The following is an 18,005-nucleotide window of genomic DNA, read 5'->3' on the forward strand; positions in this document are numbered from 1 at the left end:
GCGAGCGTTCCGTATCAAGGGGGGCCGGGGTCCCCGCCGGCGCACATGGTGGTGTGCGGTGACGACGGGCTCGCGCACCGGCTGGCCGCCGAGTTGCGCGGGGTCCACGGCGAGCGGGTCACCCTGGTGGTGCCGCCCAACGAGCGGACGGCCAGGCCTCCCGTGGTCGGGCGTCCCCGGGCCGCGTCGGCGCTGCTGGACCGGATGGTCAGCGCGGCGGTCGGCCGCGGTGGCGGGCCGGCCGCTCCCGGCACGACGCCCGTGCCGGGCGGCGACGGCGGACGGGTGCTGGAGGCCGCCGAACTCACCGAGGCGGTCCTCGCCGAGGCGGGGGTGGAGCGGGCGGCCGCACTGGCCCTCGTGTACGACGACGACGAGACCAACATCCGGGCCGCGCTGACCGCCCGTCGGATCAACCCCCGGCTGCGGCTCGTCCTGCGGCTGTACAACCGGCGGCTGGGCCAGCACATCGAGGAACTCCTCGACCAGGCGGCCGTGCTGACGGGCGGGGACGGCGAAGGCGGCGAGGGCGGCGGCCAGGACGCGTCCACGACCGTGCTGTCCGACGCGGACACCGCCGCCCCCGTGCTGGCCGCCACCGCCGTCGCCGGGACCGGCAAGGTCGTCCAGACCGAGGGACTGCTGCTGCGGGCCGTGGAGCGGCTGCCGGCCGCGGACGGGACGGTCGCCGGTACCGGGCTGTGCACCCTGGCGCTGCTCTCCGGGTCCGGCGCCGAACCCGCCGGGGGCGGCGCCGACGGCAACGGGGAGCACGAACCGCGGCTGCTGCCGGACGACCAGGAGGTGCTGCGGGCCCGCGGGCGGGCGGCCATGGTGCTGGAGCGGATGACGTCGGCCGGCGGGGCGGAGTCGGCCGTGCCCGGCCTCGCGGTGCGGGCCGTGCCGCCGCTCGCCTCGCTGTTCTCGCGGCGGCTGCTGTGGTCCCTGGCGGGCATGGTGGGCTGTGTGGTGGCGCTCGCCGTGGCCCTGTCGCTGGTGACGGACATCCACCCGCTGCGGGCCTTCTACCTCACGCTGCTGGACATGTTCGCGATCGACGACCCGGCCATCGGGCAGTCCCTCGGCCGGCAGATCCTGCAACTCCTCTCCGGTCTGGTCGGGTTGCTACTGCTGCCGGTTCTGCTGGCGGCCGTCCTGGAGGCGCTGGGCACCTTCCGGACCGCCTCCGCGCTGCGCAAACCGCCGCGCGGTCTGGGCGGGCACGTGGTACTGCTCGGGCTCGGCAAGATCGGCACGCGCGTGCTGGCCCGGCTGCGGGAACTGGGTGTCCCCGTGGTGTGCGTGGAGTCCGACCCGGAGGCGCGCGGCCTCGCGACCGCGCGCCGGCTGCGGGTGCCGGTGGTCCTCGGGGACGTCACGCAGGAGGGCGTGCTGGAATCGGCGAAGATCCACCGGGCGTACGCCCTGCTCGCGGTGACCAGCGCCGACACCACCAACCTGGAGGCCGTCCTCGCCGCCCGCAGCGTGCGGCCCGACCTGCGGGTGGTGCTGCGGCTCTACGACGACGACTTCGCCACCGCCGTGTACCGGACGCTGCGGGCCGCGTACCCGCAGGCGCTGACCCGCAGCCGCAGCGTCACGCACCTGGCCGCGCCGGCGTTCGCCGGGGCGATGCTCGGCCGGCAGGTGCTGGGGGCGATCGCCGTGGAGCGCAGGGTGCTGCTGTTCGCCGCCGTCGACGTGGACGGGCACCCGCAGCTGGAGGGCCGGACCGTCGGGGAGGCCTTCCGGGCCGGGTCCTGGCGGGTGCTGGCGCTGTCGGGACGGACGGACACGTCCCCCGGACACGTGCTGTCGAAGGGGGACCGGGTCGTCGTCGCCGCCACGCGGCGCGGGCTCGCGGAGCTGCGGTGAGCCCTCCGGGAGGCGAAGCCCCCCGGAGGCACGGCGGACGCTCCCCGAGAATGCCTAGCCGGCCAGGTGCTTCGCCGCGAACTCCATCTCCAGTCTCAGCTGCTTGATCCGCTCGTCCACCACCAGTGAGCCGTGCCCGGCGTCGTAGCGGTAGACCTCATGGATCGCGCCCCGGCTCTCCAGTCGCTTGACGTAGTTGTCGATCTGGCGGATCGGGCAGCGGGGGTCGTTGACGCCCGCCGAGATGTAGACCGGGGCCTGGACCCGGTCGACGTAGGTCAGCGGGGAGGACGCCTCGAAGCGCTCGGGGACCTCCTCGGGGGTGCCGCCCAGCAGGGTGCGGTCCATGGCCTTGAGGGCCTCCATCTCGTCGTGGTACGCGGTCACGTAGTCCGCGACCGGCACCACCGCGATGCCCACCGACCAGGCCCCGGGCTGGGTGCCGAGGCCGAGCAGGGTGAGGTAGCCGCCCCAGGAGGCGCCGGTGAGCACCAGGCGCCCGGGGTCGGCGAGGCCGGAGGAGACCGCCCACTCGCGCACCGCGGCCACGTCCTCCAGCTCGATCAGCCCGACCCGGTGCTTGAGGGCGTCCGTCCAGGCGCGGCCGTAGCCGGTGGAGCCCCGGTAGTTGACGCGGATCACCGCGTACCCGTGGTCGACCCAGGCGGCCGGGCCGGCCGCGAAGGAGTCGCTGTCGTGCCAGGTCGGGCCGCCGTGCAGGTCGAAGACCGTGGGCAGCGGGCCCGTGGCACCGGCCGGCTTCTGGACCAGGGCGTGGATGCGGCCGCCCGGGCCCTCCACCCACACGTCCTGGACCGCCACCGACGGCGGGCACGCCATGCCGGGCGGGTCCAGGACGACGCGGCCGGACGTCGAGCGCACCGCCGGCGGCTCGGCGGCCGAGGACCACAGGTACTCGACGCTGCCGTCGGGGCGGGCCGTCGCCCCGGAGACCGTGCCGGGCGGGGTGGGGATGCGGGTCGCCTCGCGCGCCGCGAGGTCGTAGCGCAGCAGCTCGCTGCGGGCCTCGAAGCTGTGCACGATGAGGAGGGCCGAGCCGTCCGGACACCACTCGGCGCTCACGTCGCCGGGCAGGTCGAGGACCAGGTCCGTCTCCGTGCCCGTGGCCACGTCCCACACCAGCGGTTCCCAGCGGCCCCGGCGCTGATGGCCGATGAGCAGCCGGGTGTCGCCGTCGACGGGTGCGAAGCCCAGCACCTCCAGGCCCAGCTCCTCGGTGCCGCCCTCGGTGTCGTCCAGTTCGGCGACCGCCGAGCCGTCGGGGCGCAGCACGCGCAGTGCCGCGTGCATGGCGTCACCGTGCTCGGTGTGCTCGATGGCGATCAGCGAGCCGTCGTGGGAGAGGTCGCCGACGCCCGCGGACTCGCGGTGCCGGTAGATCTCGACCGGCTCCTCGCCCTCGCGCGCGAGGTGGACGGTCGTGCCGTCCTCGTCCGTGGAGCGGCCGACGACCGCCGTGCGGCCGTCGCGGGACAGGGCCAGACCGGCCGGGTAGGACGGGGCGAGGCCCGGGACGGCCGGCGCGTTCTCCCCGCCCTCGAAGGGCTGGCGGCGCCAGATGCCGAACTCGTCGCCGTCCTTGTCGTCGAACCACCAGATCCAGGCGCCGTCCGGGGAGAGCACACCGTCCGTCGTGCCGTTGGGCCGGTCCGTCGCCTGCCGCTGCTCGCCCGTCGTGCGGTCCCAGGCGTACAGCTCGTACGTGCCCGTCGCGTTCGACACGAACAGGGAGCGGTCCGGCGCGTCCTCCGCCCAGTCGGGCAGCGACACCCGCGGCGCCCTGAAGCGCCTCTCCCAGTCCGGCATGTCCGGTGTGCCCGGCGTCCTGCTCTCACTCATCGCCCCAGTCATGCGCCCATATTGCCTGGCCGCGCCGACAATTGGGTGGCGGGTGTGCGCAGCCTGTGGACAACTTCGCGACCGTGGACGCACGGACCCTCCCCGGACCGGCTCCGCCCGACCCGGACCCGCGGGCGGTGGCGCGGCGCGGGAGCCGTACCGTGGAGGGCGTGTACCGGTTTCTGCTGACTCCCCGCTGGTGGGGCATCAACGTCTTCGTGCTGCTCGCCGTCCCGTTCTGCGTCTTCATGGGGTCCTGGCAGCTGAGCCGGTTCGAGGGGCGGGTGCAGGACCACCGCGCCGCGTCCGAGCAGGCCGCCTACGGCCGGGACGACGCCGCGCGGCCGCTGGAGCGGATGCTGCCCGTCGACAAGAGCACCTCGGGGCGGCGGGTCACCGCGAGCGGCCGGTACGGCGAGCAGCTCCTGGTGCCCGGGCGGGAGCTGGACGGCAAGCGCGGTTTCTACGTCCTCACCCTGCTGCGCACCGGTTCCGGCAAGGCCCTGCCCGTGGTGCGGGGCTGGCTGCCGGGCACGGCGGACGCGGCGAAGGCGCCCGCGCCGCCGGCCGGTGAGGTCACCGTCACCGGCGCGCTGCAGGCGTCCGAGACGCCGGGGGACAACGGGGTCGGCGCCGGCGGCGGGCTGCCCGCGGGGCAGACGGGCGCGATCAGCGCGGCGTCGCTGGTCAACCTGGTGCCGTACCGGCTCTACGACGCCTGGGTCACCCTCGACCGGGCCGATTCCGGGATGACGGCCGTGCCCGCGGTCGCGCCGAACGGGACCGGGCTGGATCTGAAGGCGTTCCAGAACCTCGGCTACACCGGGGAGTGGTTCGTGTTCGCGGGCTTCGTGGTGTTCATGTGGTTCCGGCTGCTGCGGCGGGAGGTGGAGTTCCAGCGGGACGCCGCGCTGGGCCTGGTCCCGCAGGAACCGGGACGGACGCCGGTGGCGAGCGGCTGAGCGACGCCCTCCGGGGGCGGGGTGCGCGGCCGCGCCCGGGTCCTTCGCCGGGACCGCGCCTGTCAGGCCCGCCCGCGCCTGATCCGTCCTGATCAGGGCGCCAGACCCTACGCCCCCGCCAGCACTCCGGTGTAGTACACCGTGCCCGCGCAGGCGTGGGGGACGACCGCCGACGCCGACGGGGACCCGGCCTGGGCGGTGTGGGTGATCAGGATGCTGCCGTCGGCCGTGCCGCCGTCCTCGGCGACCAGCTGGGCGGACGGCCCGGAGGAGGTGCTGCCGGTGTCGGTCGTGCCGCCGGCGGACCCGGTCTCGCCGGTGGGCGTCGGGTCCGGGGAGGGGCCGCCGGTGTCCGAACCGGTGCTGCCGCCGCCGGTGGTGGGGCAGGTCTCCGAGGGCACGAAGGCGAACCTCTCCTCGTAGGCCGCGCCCGGCTTCAGGACCAGTGCGGCGACCTCCTGGGAGGGGTCGGGCAGGCTCGTCGCCGCGTCCCCGGCCGCGTGCCGGGCGGCACCGACCTTGGACTGGTCGGCCGCGCCCTGGGCCGTCGGGGAGACGGAGCCCGCGCCGCCGACGGTGCAGGCGGCGCCGGAGATGTTGGTGACGCGGAAGGTGCCGTAGACGATGCCCGCGGAGTCGGGCGCGTCGGCCGTCGCGGTGGCGGAGCCCAGCTGGGCCGCCGTGCACACCGGGGCGTTCGTGGAAAGGGTGGCGGACGGGTCGGCGCCGGCGCTCGCACCGCCGGAGGCCGAGCCGTGCTCCCCCTTGTCCTCGGGCTTGCCGGTCTCCTTGCCGGGCTTGACGCTGGTGCTGTCGCCCCCGTGCTTGCCGCCCGGGGTGCCGTTCTTGTCCTTGCCCTGGCCAGTGCCGCCCTGGGCCTGGGAGGACTGCCCGGCCATGGCGGTGTTGGGGTCGGAGCCGCTCGCGTTGGAGACGTGGACGAGGGCGGGGATCGCGGTGCCGATGAACAGGGCCGCGGCGGCCATGCCGACGACGGCCTGCCGCTTGCGGGCCCGCCGGGCGGGGACGGCCCTGCGCAGGTGTTCGAGCGTGCCGGCGCGCGGCTGCAGGTCGTCGACCGCGGAGTGCAGCAGCCGGCGCAGGTCCGGCTCGTCGGAGCCGGAGCCGGAGATGTCCGGGATGAGCCCCTCGGGGCCCTTTTCGTCGGGGCCGTGGTTCACAGTTGCGTTCCCAGCGTGCGCATGGTTGTGCTCTTGTTCGTGCTTCGTCGGTTCCTGCCGGGCGTGGGGCTCGTGGCGTTCGCGGGAGGACCCGGCCCCCCGGGCGCCGTCGTCGGCGCGCCCGCTCATGCCGGTTCCTCCATGGCCACCCGCAGCGCGGCGATGCCCCGCGAGCCGTACGCCTTGACCGAGCCCAGGGATATCCCGAGGGTCTCGGCGACCTGGGCCTCGGTCATGTCCGCGAAGTAGCGCAGCACGAGGACCTCGCGCTGGCGGCGCTGCAGCCCCTTCATGGCCTTGATGAGGTCGCGCCGCTCCAGCTGGTCGTAGGCGCCCTCCTCGGCGCTCGCCATGTCCGGCATCGGCTTGGAGAGCAGTTTCAGGCCGAGTATGCGGCGGCGCAGCGTGGACCGGGAGAGGTTGACGACCGTCTGCCGGAGGTAGGCGAGGGTCTTATCGGGGTCGCGGACGCGCTGGCGGGCCGAGTGGACCCGGATGAACGCCTCCTGGACGACGTCCTCGCAGGAGGCGGTGTCGTCGAGGAGGAGCGCCGCGAGACCCAGCAGCGAGCGGTAGTGGGCCCGGTAGGTCTCGGTGAGGTGGTCGACTGTCGTGCCGACGGCCGCGGGAGCCGTGGCGGCCGCGGTGTCGTCGGAACCGTCACGCTGACTGGGTATGCGGGTCGGCCGCGCTGCGGGCATGGGGGCGATCACCGGCATGCCGCCGGGCGTCCGGGGCCGGAGCGCCGTGCGGGGCGGTCGCAGCGCCGTACCGCTCCGGGCCGCACTGAGTTCGAGTACCTCTGCCACGCCAGTTGGACACGCTTCCCCCCGTCAGGGTTGTACGTGCCGGGCGTCACATGTGCGACCACCGACGGTGCCTCAAGAGCCGTCATCCGCCCCGCTCTTCCGCTATGTCCCATTTGAACGGGCGTCCCCACGCCCCGATCACGGCGTCCCCACGCCAGGATCGTCACGTCCCCAGGTCTCGCGAAGGTGACCGCAAAGACGCTCGCCGCCGGGTGCGCGGTTGCACCCGGCGGAAAGGAAAATCCTCTGTCGCCGCACGGCCCGGTTCAAGTGGTCCGGACCATGCTTCTGACCACATTTCTTACGGAGATCCTACGAAGGTACGCGCTTGCACCCGGCGTCTTTGCGGCGCCGGGCGCGCCCCGGGGAAGGTTGCGCCGCCCTCAGGCCAGCTCCGCCGCGATCAGCTCCGCGATCTGCGCCGTGTTCAGCGCGGCTCCCTTGCGCAGGTTGTCCCCGCACACGAAGAGCTCCAGCGCGGTCGGATCGTCCAGCGCGCGCCGTACCCTGCCGACCCAGGTGGGGTCGGTGCCCACGACGTCGGCGGGCGTCGGGAACTCCCCGGCGGCCGGGTCGTCGCACAGCACCACTCCGGGCGCCGTGGCGAGGATCTCGCGGGCGCCGTCGACCGTCACCTCGCCCTGGAAGCGGGCGTGGACGGTGAGCGAGTGCGTGGTGATCACCGGCACCCGGACACAGGTGACGGCGACCGGCAGGGCGGGCAGTCCGAGGATCTTGCGGGACTCGTCCCGCACCTTCATCTCCTCCGACGACCAGCCGTCCTCCCGGAGCGATCCGGCCCACGGGACGACGTTCAGGACGACCGGCTCGGGGAACGGCCCGGTGTCGTCGCCGACGGCCCGCCGTACGTCTCCCGGCTTGGTGCCCAGTTCCGTGCCGGCCACCAGGGACAGCTGGGACCTGAGCGTCTCCACCCCGGCCCGGCCGGCCCCGCTCACCGCCTGGTACGACGAGACCACCAGCTCGCGCAGCCCGAACTCGGCGTGCAGCGCGCCCAGGGCGACGATCATCGTCAGGGTCGTGCAGTTGGGGTTGGCGACGATCCCGCGGGGGCGGGTCCGTACCGCGTGCGCGTTGACCTCGGGCACCACGAGCGGCACGTCCGGGTCCATCCGGAAGGCGCCGGAGTTGTCGACGACGACCGCGCCGCGCCCGGCGGCGATCGGTGCCCACTCGGCGGCCACCTCGTCCGGCACGTCGAACATCGCGACGTCGACCCCGGCGAAGGCGTCCTCGCTCAGGGCCACCACCTCGACGTCCTCCCCGCGCACGGCCAGCTTGCGGCCGGCCGAGCGGGGGGAGGCGATCAGGCGGATCTTGCCCCAGATGTCCGCGCGCTGGGACAGGATCTGGAGCATGACCGCGCCGACGGCCCCGGTCGCGCCCACGACCGCGAGCGTCGGCTTGCCGGTCGGTGCCATTACCGGCCCGTGCCTCCGTAGACGACGGCCTCGTCGGTGTCGGAGTCGAGTCCGAAGGCGGTGTGCACGGCGCGCACGGCCTCCGGCACGTCGTCCTTGCGCGTGACGACCGAGATGCGGATCTCGGAGGTCGAGATCAGCTCGATGTTCACGCCCGCGTCGCTCAGCGCCTCGAAGAAGGAGGCGGTGACCCCCGGGTTGGTCTTCATACCGGCGCCGACCAGGGAGATCTTGCCGATCTGGTCGTCGTAGCGCAGCGAGTCGAAGCCGATGCCGGAGCGGCTCTTCTCCAGCGCGTCGATCGCCTTGCGGCCCTCGGTCTTGGGCAGGGTGAAGGAGATGTCCGTCAGGCCCGTGGAGGCGGCGGACACGTTCTGCACGACCATGTCGATGTTGATCTCGGCATCGGCGATGGCACGGAAGATCGCGGCGGCCTCACCCGGCTTGTCCGGCACGCCGACGACCGTGATCTTGGCCTCGGAGGTGTCGTGCGCGACACCGGAGATGATGGCCTGCTCCACCTTCTGGTCCCCAATCGGCTCACTGCTGACCCACGTGCCCTGCAGCCCGCTGAAGCTGGACCGGACGTGGATCGGGATGTTGTAGCGGCGGGCGTACTCCACACAGCGGTGGAGGAGCACCTTGGAGCCGGAGGCCGCGAGCTCCAGCATGTCCTCGAAGGAGATCCAGTCGATCTTCTTCGCCTTCTTCACCACGCGCGGGTCGGCGGTGAACACGCCGTCCACGTCGGTGTAGATCTCGCAGACCTCGGCGTCGAGGGCGGCGGCGAGCGCCACGGCCGTGGTGTCGGAACCGCCGCGCCCGAGCGTGGTGATGTCCTTCTTGTCCTGGCTGACGCCCTGGAACCCGGCGACGATGGCGATGTTGCCCCTGTCCAGGGACTCCCGGATGCGGCCCGGCGTGACGTCGATGATCCGGGCTTTGTTGTGGACCGAGTCGGTGATGACGCCGGCCTGGCTGCCGGTGAAGGACTGGGCCTCGTGGCCCAGGTTTTTGATCGCCATGGCCAGCAGTGCCATGGAGATACGCTCTCCGGCGGTCAGCAGCATGTCGAATTCGCGCCCGGCAGGCATCGGAGAAACCCGCTCGGCGAGATCGATCAGCTCGTCCGTCGTGTCGCCCATCGCGGAAACGACGACGACAACCTGGTTGCCGTTCTTCTTCGCTTCCACGATCCGCTTGGCGACGCGCTTGATGCCCTCGGCATCGGCTACGGAGGAGCCTCCGTACTTCTGCACGACAAGGCCCACGTGCGCTCCTCGCTCGGTTCGTTTGTGTCGGCTCAGTCTATCGAGCGTCCGAATCCGACCACCCTGCTCCCGCATGGTGAGACATCGCGGCCGGCTGCCGCACTGCCCTTCGGTACGGAGATCCCGTCGGGGAATCTCACCCGCTCGGTTCGGGAACCTGCCCAGCAAGGGCCGGGCCACGCGGAACGTGCCCCGGCTCACACCGCCGGCGTGGGCGCTACTTCCCCGGCCGCACGCCCAGGGGGCCGCCGATCTCCCGCGCCATCACGCGGCCCGCCTCGAACTCCAGGGTCTCGTCGCCCATGGTGGCCTGGTCGGTGTCGAGGCCGTCGAGCTCTTCCAGGGGCTGGTTGAGGCGGACGTGGATGAGGACCGACTGCAGGGCCCGCAGGACCGCGGAGGCGGTGGGGCCCCAGTTGGAGAAGTAGGAGAACTGCCACCACCACAGGGCCTCCGTGGTGCGGCCCGAGCGGTAGTGGGCCATGCCGTGGCGGAGGTCGGTGATGATGTCGGCGAGGTCGTCGGAGATGCGGGCCGGCACGGGGGCCTTGCGGGGCTCGTACGGGTCGAAGACCTCCGAGTAGACGTCCACCGGGTCCAGCAGGCGGGCGAAGTTCTCGCGCAGCCCGTCCACGTCCGGCTCCGGGCCCGGGTCGGGCTCGTAGCGCTCATCGGGGACGATGTCCTCATGGGCGCCCAGCCGGCCGCCCGCCAGCAGGAGCTGGGAGACCTCCAGGAGGAGGAAGGGGACCGCCGACTCGGGCTCGTCGCCCTTCGCCACCTCGGTGACGGCCACCAGGAAGCTCTCCACCTGGTCCGCGATCTGGACCACGAAGTCGTCCGGGTTCTGCGTCGTGTCGTGCAGCGTGGCGTCAGACATCTAGGAGTCGTCTCCCCTCGAAGGCGCGGCCGAGGGTGACCTCGTCCGCGTATTCCAGGTCGCCACCCACCGGGAGGCCGCTGGCCAGGCGGGTGACCTTCAGGCCCATGGGCTTGATCATGCGGGCGAGGTACGTCGCCGTCGCCTCGCCCTCGAGATTGGGGTCCGTGGCCAGGATCAGCTCCGTGACCGTCCCGTCGGCGAGTCTCGCCAGGAGTTCCCGTATCCGCAGGTCGTCGGGGCCGACGCCCTCGATCGGGCTGATCGCCCCGCCGAGGACGTGGTAGCGGCCGCGGAACTCACGGGTGCGCTCGATGGCGACGACGTCCTTGGGCTCCTCGACCACGCAGATCACCGACGGGTCGCGGCGGCTGTCGCGGCAGATGTTGCACAGCTCCTCCTGCGCCACGTTGCCGCAGGTGGCGCAGAAGCGGACCTTCGCCTTCACTTCCAGGAGCGCCTGCGCGAGCCGCTTCACGTCCGTGGGCTCCGCCTGCAGGATGTGGAAGGCGATCCGCTGCGCGCTCTTGGGACCGACGCCGGGCAGCCGCCCCAGCTCGTCGATGAGGTCCTGGACCACGCCTTCGTACAACGGACTGCCTTTCCTGGAGACCTTTCGGTACGTACGGTAGTTGGCTGCCGCCCCTCCTTGGAAGGCGGTGGGGGTGACGCACCGGTGTCGAACACCGGAACGGCCCGCGCGTCAGGGTGCCGCGGCGGCTCCGGGAGCCCCGGGGGTCAGAACGGCAGACCCGGGATGCCGCTGCCGCCGCCCAGGCCCTGGGCCAGCGGGCCCAGCTTCTGCTGCTGCAGCGTCTGCGCGTTCTCGTTGGCCGCCTGCACGGCCGCCACGATCAGGTCGGCGAGGGTCTCGGCCGTCTCTTCAGGGGATGCGGCCTCCGGGTCGACCGCCTTCGGGTCGATCCTCAGGGCGCGCAGCTCGCCGGAGCCGGTGACGGTGGCCCGGACGAGACCGCCGCCCGCCTGCCCGTCGACCTCCGTGTTCGCCAGTTCCTCCTGCGCCCGCTGGAGGTCCTGCTGCATCTTCTGGGCCTGCTGGAGCAGCTGCTGCATGTTGGGCTGGCCACCACCGGGGATCACGATCAGCTCCTCGCCGTCTTCACCGTCGTCTTCCGCACGCTCGCTCCGTGCGGTGCTTCTCCGCTGTGCACGAGCCTACGTGGTCCACGGGGCCATCGCCCCGCCACTCTTTCGGGTGACAGGGGTGGCCGTCCTATACCTGATCAAGACCCTCATCCGAGCGGAAAAGCGGGGAAAGCTCCCTCTCCGCCACCCGTTGGGCGGTAGGAAGGGGGCCGCGCGTCGTCTGGAATGTCACGGAACGTGACCGGTCGTGATCAGTAGGGAGTGCCGGGTGGGTCAGCCGGAGATGCAGCCCGAGGGTCCGCCTCAGGACGGGCGGGACGAGGGCGCGGCAGGGCTGCGGCCGGGCGATCTGACCGGGCGGGCCTTTCCGCTCGGGGACTGGGGCGAGCCCGCCGAGCGGCTCGACGAGCTGTACCGGTGGGTGGAGCGCAGGGCGCTGGAGACGGCGGACTGGTACCTGCGGGACCGGATGTGGAAGCGGCGCGGGGCCCGGGCGCTGCGGACCGGCGCGGCGGCGGGCGCGGTGGCCGGCGCCGCGCTGCCGCTGCTGGACCTGGCCGGCGTGACCGGCGGGCTGGCGCCCTGGGGCTGTCTGGCGTTACTCCTCGGGGTCGCCTGCGTCGGCGTCGACCGGTTCTTCGGGATCACGTCCGGGTGGATGCGCGACGTGGCCACCGCGCAGGCGGTGCAGCGGCGGCTGCAGGCGCTGCAGTTCGACTGGGCGTCGGAGAGCGTGCGGGAGGTGCTGGGTCCCGCGGAGGGCACGGCGAGCGAGGCGGCCGAGCGGTGCCTGGGCGTACTGCGGCGCTTCTCGGAGGACGTCACGGAGCTGGTGCGCACCGAGACGACCGACTGGATGGTGGAGTTCCGTACCGGGTCGGCGCCGCTCGGCATCCAGACGGCGGTGACGTCGGTGCCCCGCCAGGAACCCGGCGCGCCGGGGGGCCGTTTCCCCCTCCCGCCGGCGAACGGCACCCGCCCGAACATGCCCCGCCAACGACCACCGGAGCCCCGCTGAGGCCTGCCCGGCGAACCGGCGAGGGGCGGGCCGGTGAGGGGCGGGCGGGCGATGCCTGTCCGGCGAACCCGCGAGGGGCCGGGCGACGATGCCCGTCCGGCGAACCGGCGGCGGATGAGCCGACGATGCCTGTCCGCACGGGCGAACGCGGGTCACGGTGTGTCCGACTGCCGACGGACGAGGGCGCCGACGCGATGGCGATCCCCCGCGCGAATGCGCCCGGGCGCGGAGGAACGGGCATCCGGCGACGGACGCCGCTGCGGGCGCCGGCGCACCTCCAGGGCAGTGGGAGCAGAGCGTGCGGGCCCGCGCTTCCGGCGTGGTCGCCCCGCCCCGGACAGGCCCTGGGCGGGGCGGCCGCGCTCACTGCCTGCTGTACGTCAGGCTCTCGCCGCCGCTCTGCTTGGCCCGCTTGAGTCTTCCGTCCGGCAGGAGGGTGACCTCGGTGGCCTCGCCCGGGGTGCAGGAGGAGGCGGGCTGTCCGCTGGTGACGGTGGAGGGGCCGATCTCCAGCGGCCCGTCGCCGCCGGGCCGGGCGGCGAGCGTGGCCTCGAAGACGCAGTGGTACGTGCCACCGCCCGCGGTGGGGCCGTCCGCGACCAGCGTCAGCACCGTGTCGCCCACCTCGCCCTGCCGGATGGTCAGTTCACGGCTGTTGGCGCCGTTGGCGTTGTCGATCGTGGTCTGCCAGGTGCCCAGGTAGGCGTCCGGGACCGCCCCGTCCTCGGAGGCGGAGGCGGACGGTGTCGTGGTGGCCGGGCCGGGCGCGCCGGTGTTCCCCCCGGTCGCCGGTGCGGTGCTGGCCGTCGGCGCGGGGCTGACGGTGCCGTCGCCCTTGTCGTCGGTGCCGCCGCCGTTCTTCATCAGCGCGTACACCGTGCCGCCCGCGCCCAGCGCCACGATCAGCGCGATCGTGACGAGCAGCGCGGTGGACCGTCCGTTGCGCCGCTCCGGCTCCGGTCCCAGGCCGACCGGCGGCCCGTACGGCGGGGTGGGGCCGAGTCCGCCGGCGTAGGGGTTGTAAGACGGCTGCGGCGCGCCCCAGGCCCCGGCAACCGGCTGTTGCGGGTAGCCGTAGGGGCGGGGGGAGGGCTGGGGATGCTGCTGCGGGGCCCCGAACCCGGGGGCGACCGGCGGCGGGCCGGGCGGCGGGGTCTGTCCGGCCACGAGGGTCGGCAGATGGTTCACGCCCGCGGGCGGACCGTCGGAAACGGCGGCGTGCTCGGGCGACCCAGCCCCGCCACCGGCATAAGCACCCGCACCCGGCCCTCCGGCGGCACCCGGGGAAGCCGCCGGCCCCGCACCGGCACCATCCGCACCCGCCGACGGCGCTTGCGCCCCACCAGGGCCACCCGCACCCGACGACGCTTCCCGCACGGGTGGTGCGGGTGGGAACCCGGACCCGGCCGAAGGCCGGGCATCCCGCGACGCACCCGCACCGGCAGACGCACCGGCGCCCGAAGACGAACCGGAACCGGAAGACGCCCCCGAACCGGCGGAGCCGGACGCGTCGGGGTCCTCCGTCTCCAGCAACCGCACCGCGTGCCGCCCCAGCTGCGCCACCAGCGACCCCGGCAGCCACGGATCCCGGGACCGCCCCCCGGCGACCGTGTCCTCCGCCCCCGTCCGCTCCAGGATCGCGTCCAGCGACGGCCGGGCCCCCGGGTCCTTGCGCAGGCAGTCCCGCACCAGGTCGGCGATCCCCTCCGGCACCCCCTCCAGGTCCGGCTCCTCCTGGGCGATGCGGAACATCAGCGCGTGCACACCGGTGGTGCTGGTCCCGAAGGGCAGCACGCCGGTCGCCGCGTACGCGAGCACGGACCCGAGGCAGAACACGTCGCACGCCGGCGTGATCCGGTCGCCCCGCACCTGCTCGGGTGCCATGAACCCGGGCGAGCCGACCAGCGATCCGGTCCGGGTGAGCCCCTCGCCGCCCGCCGAGGTGGCCTCCAGCGCACGGGCGATGCCGAAGTCGATGACCCGGGGCCCGTCGATGGTGACCAGCACGTTGGACGGCTTGAGGTCGCGGTGCACGATGCCCGCCGCGTGGATGTCCTTCAGCGCGTGGGCGAGCCCCGCCGCCAGGATCCGCACCGACCGCTCGGGCAGGGCCCCGTGGTCGTGGCCCACCACCTGCTGCAGGCTCGGCCCGGCGACGTACCCGGTCGCCACCCACGGCACGGCCGCCTCGGTGTCCGCGTCCAGCACGGGCGCGGTCCAGTACCCGCCGACCCGCCGTGCGGCCCGCACCTCCTGCCGGAACCGCGCCCGGAACTCCTCCTGCTCGGCGAGTTCCTCGCGGACCAGTTTCACGGCGACGGTACGTCCCCGCTCCGACCGGGCCAGGTACACGTGGCCCATGCCTCCGGCGCCCAGCCGCGCCAGCAGTCGGTAGCTCCCGATCCGCGGCGGATCCCCCGCCCCCAGCTTCTCCACCCCGCGCCGCCTTCCCCCCATAAAACGCAACAGATCGAGAATAGTGCGGGGACACGACAACGGGCGCCGGTCGCCGTCTACGGTTGCGTAACAGGGCGGCCGTCGACAACCTGTCGCTAAATCCCCCCGCGCACGGAACAGGACGCCGATGTCGCCCGCGCACCGCGGGCACCTACGCTCGCGGGCATGACCCCTCAGCCCAGCTCCGGCACCGGCGCCGCCGTGAAGGCAGCGGACCGCGCGCACGTCTTCCACTCCTGGTCAGCACAGGACCTCATCGACCCGCTCCCCGTGGCCGGCGCCGAGGGGTCGTACTTCTGGGACTACGACGGCACGCGGTACCTGGACTTCACCAGCGGGCTCGTCTTCACCAACATCGGCTACCAGCACCCCAAGGTCGTCGCGGCGATCCAGGAGCAGGCCGCGACGATGACGACGTTCGCGCCGGCCTTCGCCGTCGAGGCGCGCTCGGAGGCGGCCCGGCTGATCGCCGAGCGGACCCCCGGCGACCTGGACAAGATCTTCTTCACCAACGGCGGCGCGGACGCCGTCGAGCACGCCGTGCGCATGGCCCGGCTGCACACGGGGCGCCCGAAGGTGCTCTCCGCCTACCGCTCCTACCACGGCGGCACCCAGCAGGCCGTGAACCTCACCGGCGACCCGCGCCGCTGGGCCTCCGACAGCGGCAGCGCCGGGGTCGTCCACTTCTGGGCGCCGTTCCCGTACCGCTCGCGCTTCTACGCCGAGACCGAGGAGCAGGAGACCGCGCGGGCGCTGGAGCACCTTGAGACGACGATCGCCTTCGAGGGCCCGGGCACGATAGCCGCGATCATCCTGGAGACCATCCCCGGCACGGCCGGGATCATGGTCCCGCCGCCGGGCTACCTGGCCGGCGTGCGCGAGCTGTGCGACAAGTACGGCATCGTCTTCGTCCTGGACGAGGTCATGGCCGGGTTCGGCCGGACCGGCGAGTGGTTCGCGGCCGACCTGTTCGGCGTCGTGCCCGACCTGATGACCTTCGCCAAGGGCGTGAACTCCGGTTACGTCCCGCTGGGCGGTGTCGCGATCTCCGGCAAGATCGCCGAGACCTTCGGCAAGCGGCCCTACCCCGGCGGCCTCACCTACTCCGGGCACCCGCTGGCCTGTGCCGCCGCCGTCGCCACGATCAACGTGATGGCGGAGGAGGGCGTGGTCGAGAACGCCAGGCGGCTCGGCGAGACGGTCGTCGGGCCCGGCCTGGCCGCGCTGGCCGAGCGGCACCCGAGCGTCGGCGAGGTGCGCGGTGTCGGCATGTTCTGGGCGCTGGAACTCGTGCGCGACCGCGAGACCCGCGAGCCGCTGGTGCCGTACAACGCGGCCGGCGAGGCGAACGCCCCCATGGCCGCCTTCGCCGCCGCCGCCAAGCGGCACGGCCTGTGGCCCTTCGCGAACATGAACCGCACCCACGTCGTGCCGCCGTGCAACGCCTCCGAGGCCGAGCTGAAGGAGGGCCTGGCGGCCCTGGACGCCGCGCTGACCGTGGCCGACGAGTACACGGTGTAACCGCATCGCGCCTGCCGCCGGAAAGGTTCGAACGCGTAAGGTGACGTGCCCGTAGGAGTCGTGGGAGCCGCGGACAGCCGCAGGACTCCCGGACAGCGAGTACGTCACCCACGCGTGAGGAGAGAGTCCGACCATGCCCGGCACCGGCGGCGTGACGCGCAGCACCCTGCGCCAGCAGATCGCGGACGCGCTCCGTGACGAGGTGCTGGCCGGGCGGCTGCGACCGGGCAGGGCGTTCACCGTCAAGGAGATCGCCGACCAGTACGGCGTCTCGGCCACCCCGGTGCGCGAGGCGCTGGTCGACCTGTCCGCGCAGGGCATCCTGGAGGCCGACCAGCACCGGGGCTTCAGGGTGCCGGAGTACTCCGTCGCCGACTACCGGGACATGATCGAGGCCCGCAGTCTGGTCACCGACGGCATGTTCCAGGTCCTCGCCTCCGGCCACCCCGCCTTCGGCACCCCGCCGGAGGACCCGCGCACGGCCGCGGCCCTGACCACGGTGCGCCGCCGGGGCGAGGAGGCCCAGCGCGCCGCGGCGGCCGGTGACCTCACCATCCTGATCGGCTACGACCTGCGGTTCTGGCGGGAGCTGAGCAACCTGTTCGGCAACCCCTACCTGACCGCGTTCCTGGACCGGCTGCGCGTGCAGTCCTGGGTCTGCGCGGTGCAGCACCTGCTGCGCCTCCCCGACCTGCGCGGCCGGCTGTGGGCCGGGCACACGGAGCTGGTCGACGCGCTGGCCCGCCGCGAGACCGAGACCGCCCGCCGGATCGTCGCCGCCGCCAACTCCCACTCGCTGGCGCTGCTGGAACGCCTGACCGGCGGGTAAGTGACCGGTACGGTCCCGCGGGGGAGCCACCGGGGGCCGCAGCGACTACCCTTCCCTGACCACCTGCTGCCGTGCGTGACCGTGCGCCTGCCGATGCGAGGAGTCGTCCTTTGGCCTGTGACCTGTGGCTGGTACCGCTCGTCGACGTGTTGTGCCACACCCCGGACAACCCGTTCGCCGACGAACTCGCGCAATACAACAAGGCGCTGGCCGAGGCCGGGCTCCCACCGGTGCCGGTGTACCAGTACATGCCGGGCCTGTCCGGCGACGTCGCCCCGGTGGCCGGCTTCGACTACGACGCGCTGCACTTCCTGCGCCGGGCCTACCTGCTCCAGGTCTGCGGCCTGCCGGTGACCCCGGTGGACGAACTGGGCGGCGACTACGAGCAGTTGCTGGAGATGTTCGAGTCCACGGCCCAGCAGTCCCACCTGGTCTGGCACTACGACCACGCGGGCGCGTACGTCCCCGTGGACTTCGCGCACCCGCTCTCCAACGACGACCTGCTGGCGGGCGGCGGCCCCCTGGGCTCCGCCCAGACGCTCCTGCGGGAGCTGCAGTACGTCGCCCCGACCATCGGCATCGACCCGGCCAACCCCCCGGCGGCCCCCGAACCGCCCGCGGCCCCGACCGAGCTGGAGGAGCCGGCCGTCCCGGCGCCGTACGATCCCAGCCCCTTCGCCCGCGAACGGCACGTCTGGCTGGGCCTGCACGCGGCGGCGACCCGCTCCCTGGCCCAGGGCTCAATGATCGTCTTCAGCTGACCACCGGAACCCCGAACCGGTGACCAGGTGGA

Annotated in this window: 15 protein-coding genes; 6 read left to right on the forward strand and 9 right to left on the reverse strand. The window is 73.4% G+C overall.

Features of this window, described 5'->3' with window-relative positions; genetic code table 11:
- Positions 1-45: 45 nt before the first annotated feature.
- Positions 46-1,875, forward strand: coding sequence for an NAD-binding protein (locus IE177_RS21855; protein ID WP_190017052.1), 1,830 nt, complete (start codon positions 46-48; stop codon positions 1,873-1,875).
- A 54-nt stretch (positions 1,876-1,929) separates the two neighbouring features.
- Here IE177_RS21855 and IE177_RS21860 read toward each other — a convergent pair whose 3' ends face one another.
- Positions 1,930-3,735 (reverse strand): S9 family peptidase, encoded by a 1,806-nt coding sequence (locus IE177_RS21860; protein WP_190017053.1) that lies wholly within the window; start codon positions 3,733-3,735, stop codon positions 1,930-1,932.
- Positions 3,736-3,905: 170 nt separating this feature from the next.
- Between IE177_RS21860 and IE177_RS21865 the strand changes: the two genes are divergently transcribed.
- On the forward strand, positions 3,906-4,697 hold the full coding sequence (locus IE177_RS21865) for an SURF1 family protein (protein ID WP_190017054.1): 792 nt from the start codon (positions 3,906-3,908) through the stop codon (positions 4,695-4,697).
- A gap of 107 nt (positions 4,698-4,804) precedes the next feature.
- On the opposite strand, the gene IE177_RS21870 is transcribed toward IE177_RS21865, so the two are convergent.
- The 7 genes from IE177_RS21870 to IE177_RS21900 form a co-directional block, all read right to left on the reverse strand.
- On the reverse strand, positions 4,805-6,007 hold the full coding sequence (locus IE177_RS21870) for a hypothetical protein (protein WP_229816207.1): 1,203 nt from the start codon (positions 6,005-6,007) through the stop codon (positions 4,805-4,807).
- Complete coding sequence (locus IE177_RS21875) at positions 6,004-6,687, reverse strand: SigE family RNA polymerase sigma factor (RefSeq protein WP_190017055.1); 684 nt, start codon at positions 6,685-6,687, stop codon at positions 6,004-6,006. Before IE177_RS21875 ends, IE177_RS21870 begins: the two co-directional genes overlap by 4 nt.
- A gap of 383 nt (positions 6,688-7,070) precedes the next feature.
- Entirely contained in the window at positions 7,071-8,129 is a 1,059-nt protein-coding gene (locus IE177_RS21880) for an aspartate-semialdehyde dehydrogenase (protein ID WP_190017056.1), read from the reverse strand.
- Positions 8,129-9,400, reverse strand: a complete 1,272-nt coding sequence (locus tag IE177_RS21885; RefSeq protein ID WP_190017057.1) for an aspartate kinase — start codon at positions 9,398-9,400, stop codon at positions 8,129-8,131. The genes IE177_RS21880 and IE177_RS21885 overlap by 1 nt, the downstream gene beginning before the upstream one ends.
- Positions 9,401-9,617: 217 nt before the next feature.
- Complete coding sequence (locus tag IE177_RS21890; RefSeq protein WP_190017058.1) at positions 9,618-10,280, reverse strand: DUF5063 domain-containing protein; 663 nt, start codon at positions 10,278-10,280, stop codon at positions 9,618-9,620.
- Positions 10,273-10,872 carry a recombination mediator RecR gene (gene recR / locus IE177_RS21895; protein ID WP_190017059.1) on the reverse strand — a complete coding sequence of 200 codons (600 nt, stop codon included), beginning with the start codon at positions 10,870-10,872 and terminating at the stop codon, positions 10,273-10,275. Before recR ends, IE177_RS21890 begins: the two co-directional genes overlap by 8 nt.
- A 146-nt stretch (positions 10,873-11,018) precedes the next feature.
- Complete coding sequence (locus tag IE177_RS21900) at positions 11,019-11,381, reverse strand: YbaB/EbfC family nucleoid-associated protein (RefSeq protein WP_190017060.1); 363 nt, start codon at positions 11,379-11,381, stop codon at positions 11,019-11,021.
- Positions 11,382-11,655: 274 nt separating this feature from the next.
- On the opposite strand from IE177_RS21900, the gene IE177_RS21905 reads away from it, so the two are divergent.
- Positions 11,656-12,405, forward strand: a complete 750-nt coding sequence (locus IE177_RS21905) for an SLATT domain-containing protein (protein WP_190017061.1) — start codon at positions 11,656-11,658, stop codon at positions 12,403-12,405.
- Positions 12,406-12,768: 363 nt separating this feature from the next.
- Here IE177_RS21905 and IE177_RS21910 read toward each other — a convergent pair whose 3' ends face one another.
- Positions 12,769-14,841 carry a serine/threonine-protein kinase gene (locus IE177_RS21910; protein WP_190017062.1) on the reverse strand — a complete coding sequence of 691 codons (2,073 nt, stop codon included), beginning with the start codon at positions 14,839-14,841 and terminating at the stop codon, positions 12,769-12,771.
- Between the two features lie 186 nt (positions 14,842-15,027).
- Between IE177_RS21910 and IE177_RS21915 the strand changes: the two genes are divergently transcribed.
- The 3 genes from IE177_RS21915 (at position 15,028) to IE177_RS21925 (ending at position 17,973) form a co-directional block, all read left to right on the forward strand.
- On the forward strand, positions 15,028-16,383 hold the full coding sequence (locus IE177_RS21915; RefSeq protein ID WP_190017063.1) for an aspartate aminotransferase family protein: 1,356 nt from the start codon (positions 15,028-15,030) through the stop codon (positions 16,381-16,383).
- 133 nt (positions 16,384-16,516) lie between these two features.
- Entirely contained in the window at positions 16,517-17,212 is a 696-nt protein-coding gene (locus IE177_RS21920) for a GntR family transcriptional regulator (RefSeq protein WP_190017064.1), read from the forward strand.
- Between the two features lie 110 nt (positions 17,213-17,322).
- A complete protein-coding gene (locus IE177_RS21925) occupies positions 17,323-17,973 on the forward strand; it encodes a putative DNA-mimic protein (RefSeq protein WP_190017065.1) in 651 nt (216 codons plus the stop codon).
- Positions 17,974-18,005: the final 32 nt, after the last annotated feature.

Source organism: Streptomyces lucensis JCM 4490, from assembly GCF_014650035.1.
GTDB classification, from domain to species: Bacteria; Actinomycetota; Actinomycetes; order Streptomycetales; family Streptomycetaceae; genus Streptomyces; species Streptomyces lucensis.

Bases quoted from the DNA above. Each gene is read 5' to 3' on its own strand.
- IE177_RS21870 (WP_229816207.1), bottom strand. From the start codon at position 6,007: ATGAGCGGGCGCGCCGACGACGGCGCCCGGGGGGCCGGGTCCTCCCGC.
- IE177_RS21920 (WP_190017064.1), top strand. From the start codon at position 16,517: ATGCCCGGCACCGGCGGCGTGACGCGCAGCACCCTGCGCCAGCAGATC.
- IE177_RS21915 (WP_190017063.1), top strand. From the start codon at position 15,028: ATGACCCCTCAGCCCAGCTCCGGCACCGGCGCCGCCGTGAAGGCAGCG.
- IE177_RS21880 (WP_190017056.1), bottom strand. From the start codon at position 8,129: ATGGCACCGACCGGCAAGCCGACGCTCGCGGTCGTGGGCGCGACCGGG.
- IE177_RS21855 (WP_190017052.1), top strand. From the start codon at position 46: ATGGTGGTGTGCGGTGACGACGGGCTCGCGCACCGGCTGGCCGCCGAG.
- IE177_RS21890 (WP_190017058.1), bottom strand. From the start codon at position 10,280: ATGTCTGACGCCACGCTGCACGACACGACGCAGAACCCGGACGACTTC.
- IE177_RS21860 (WP_190017053.1), bottom strand. From the start codon at position 3,735: ATGAGTGAGAGCAGGACGCCGGGCACACCGGACATGCCGGACTGGGAG.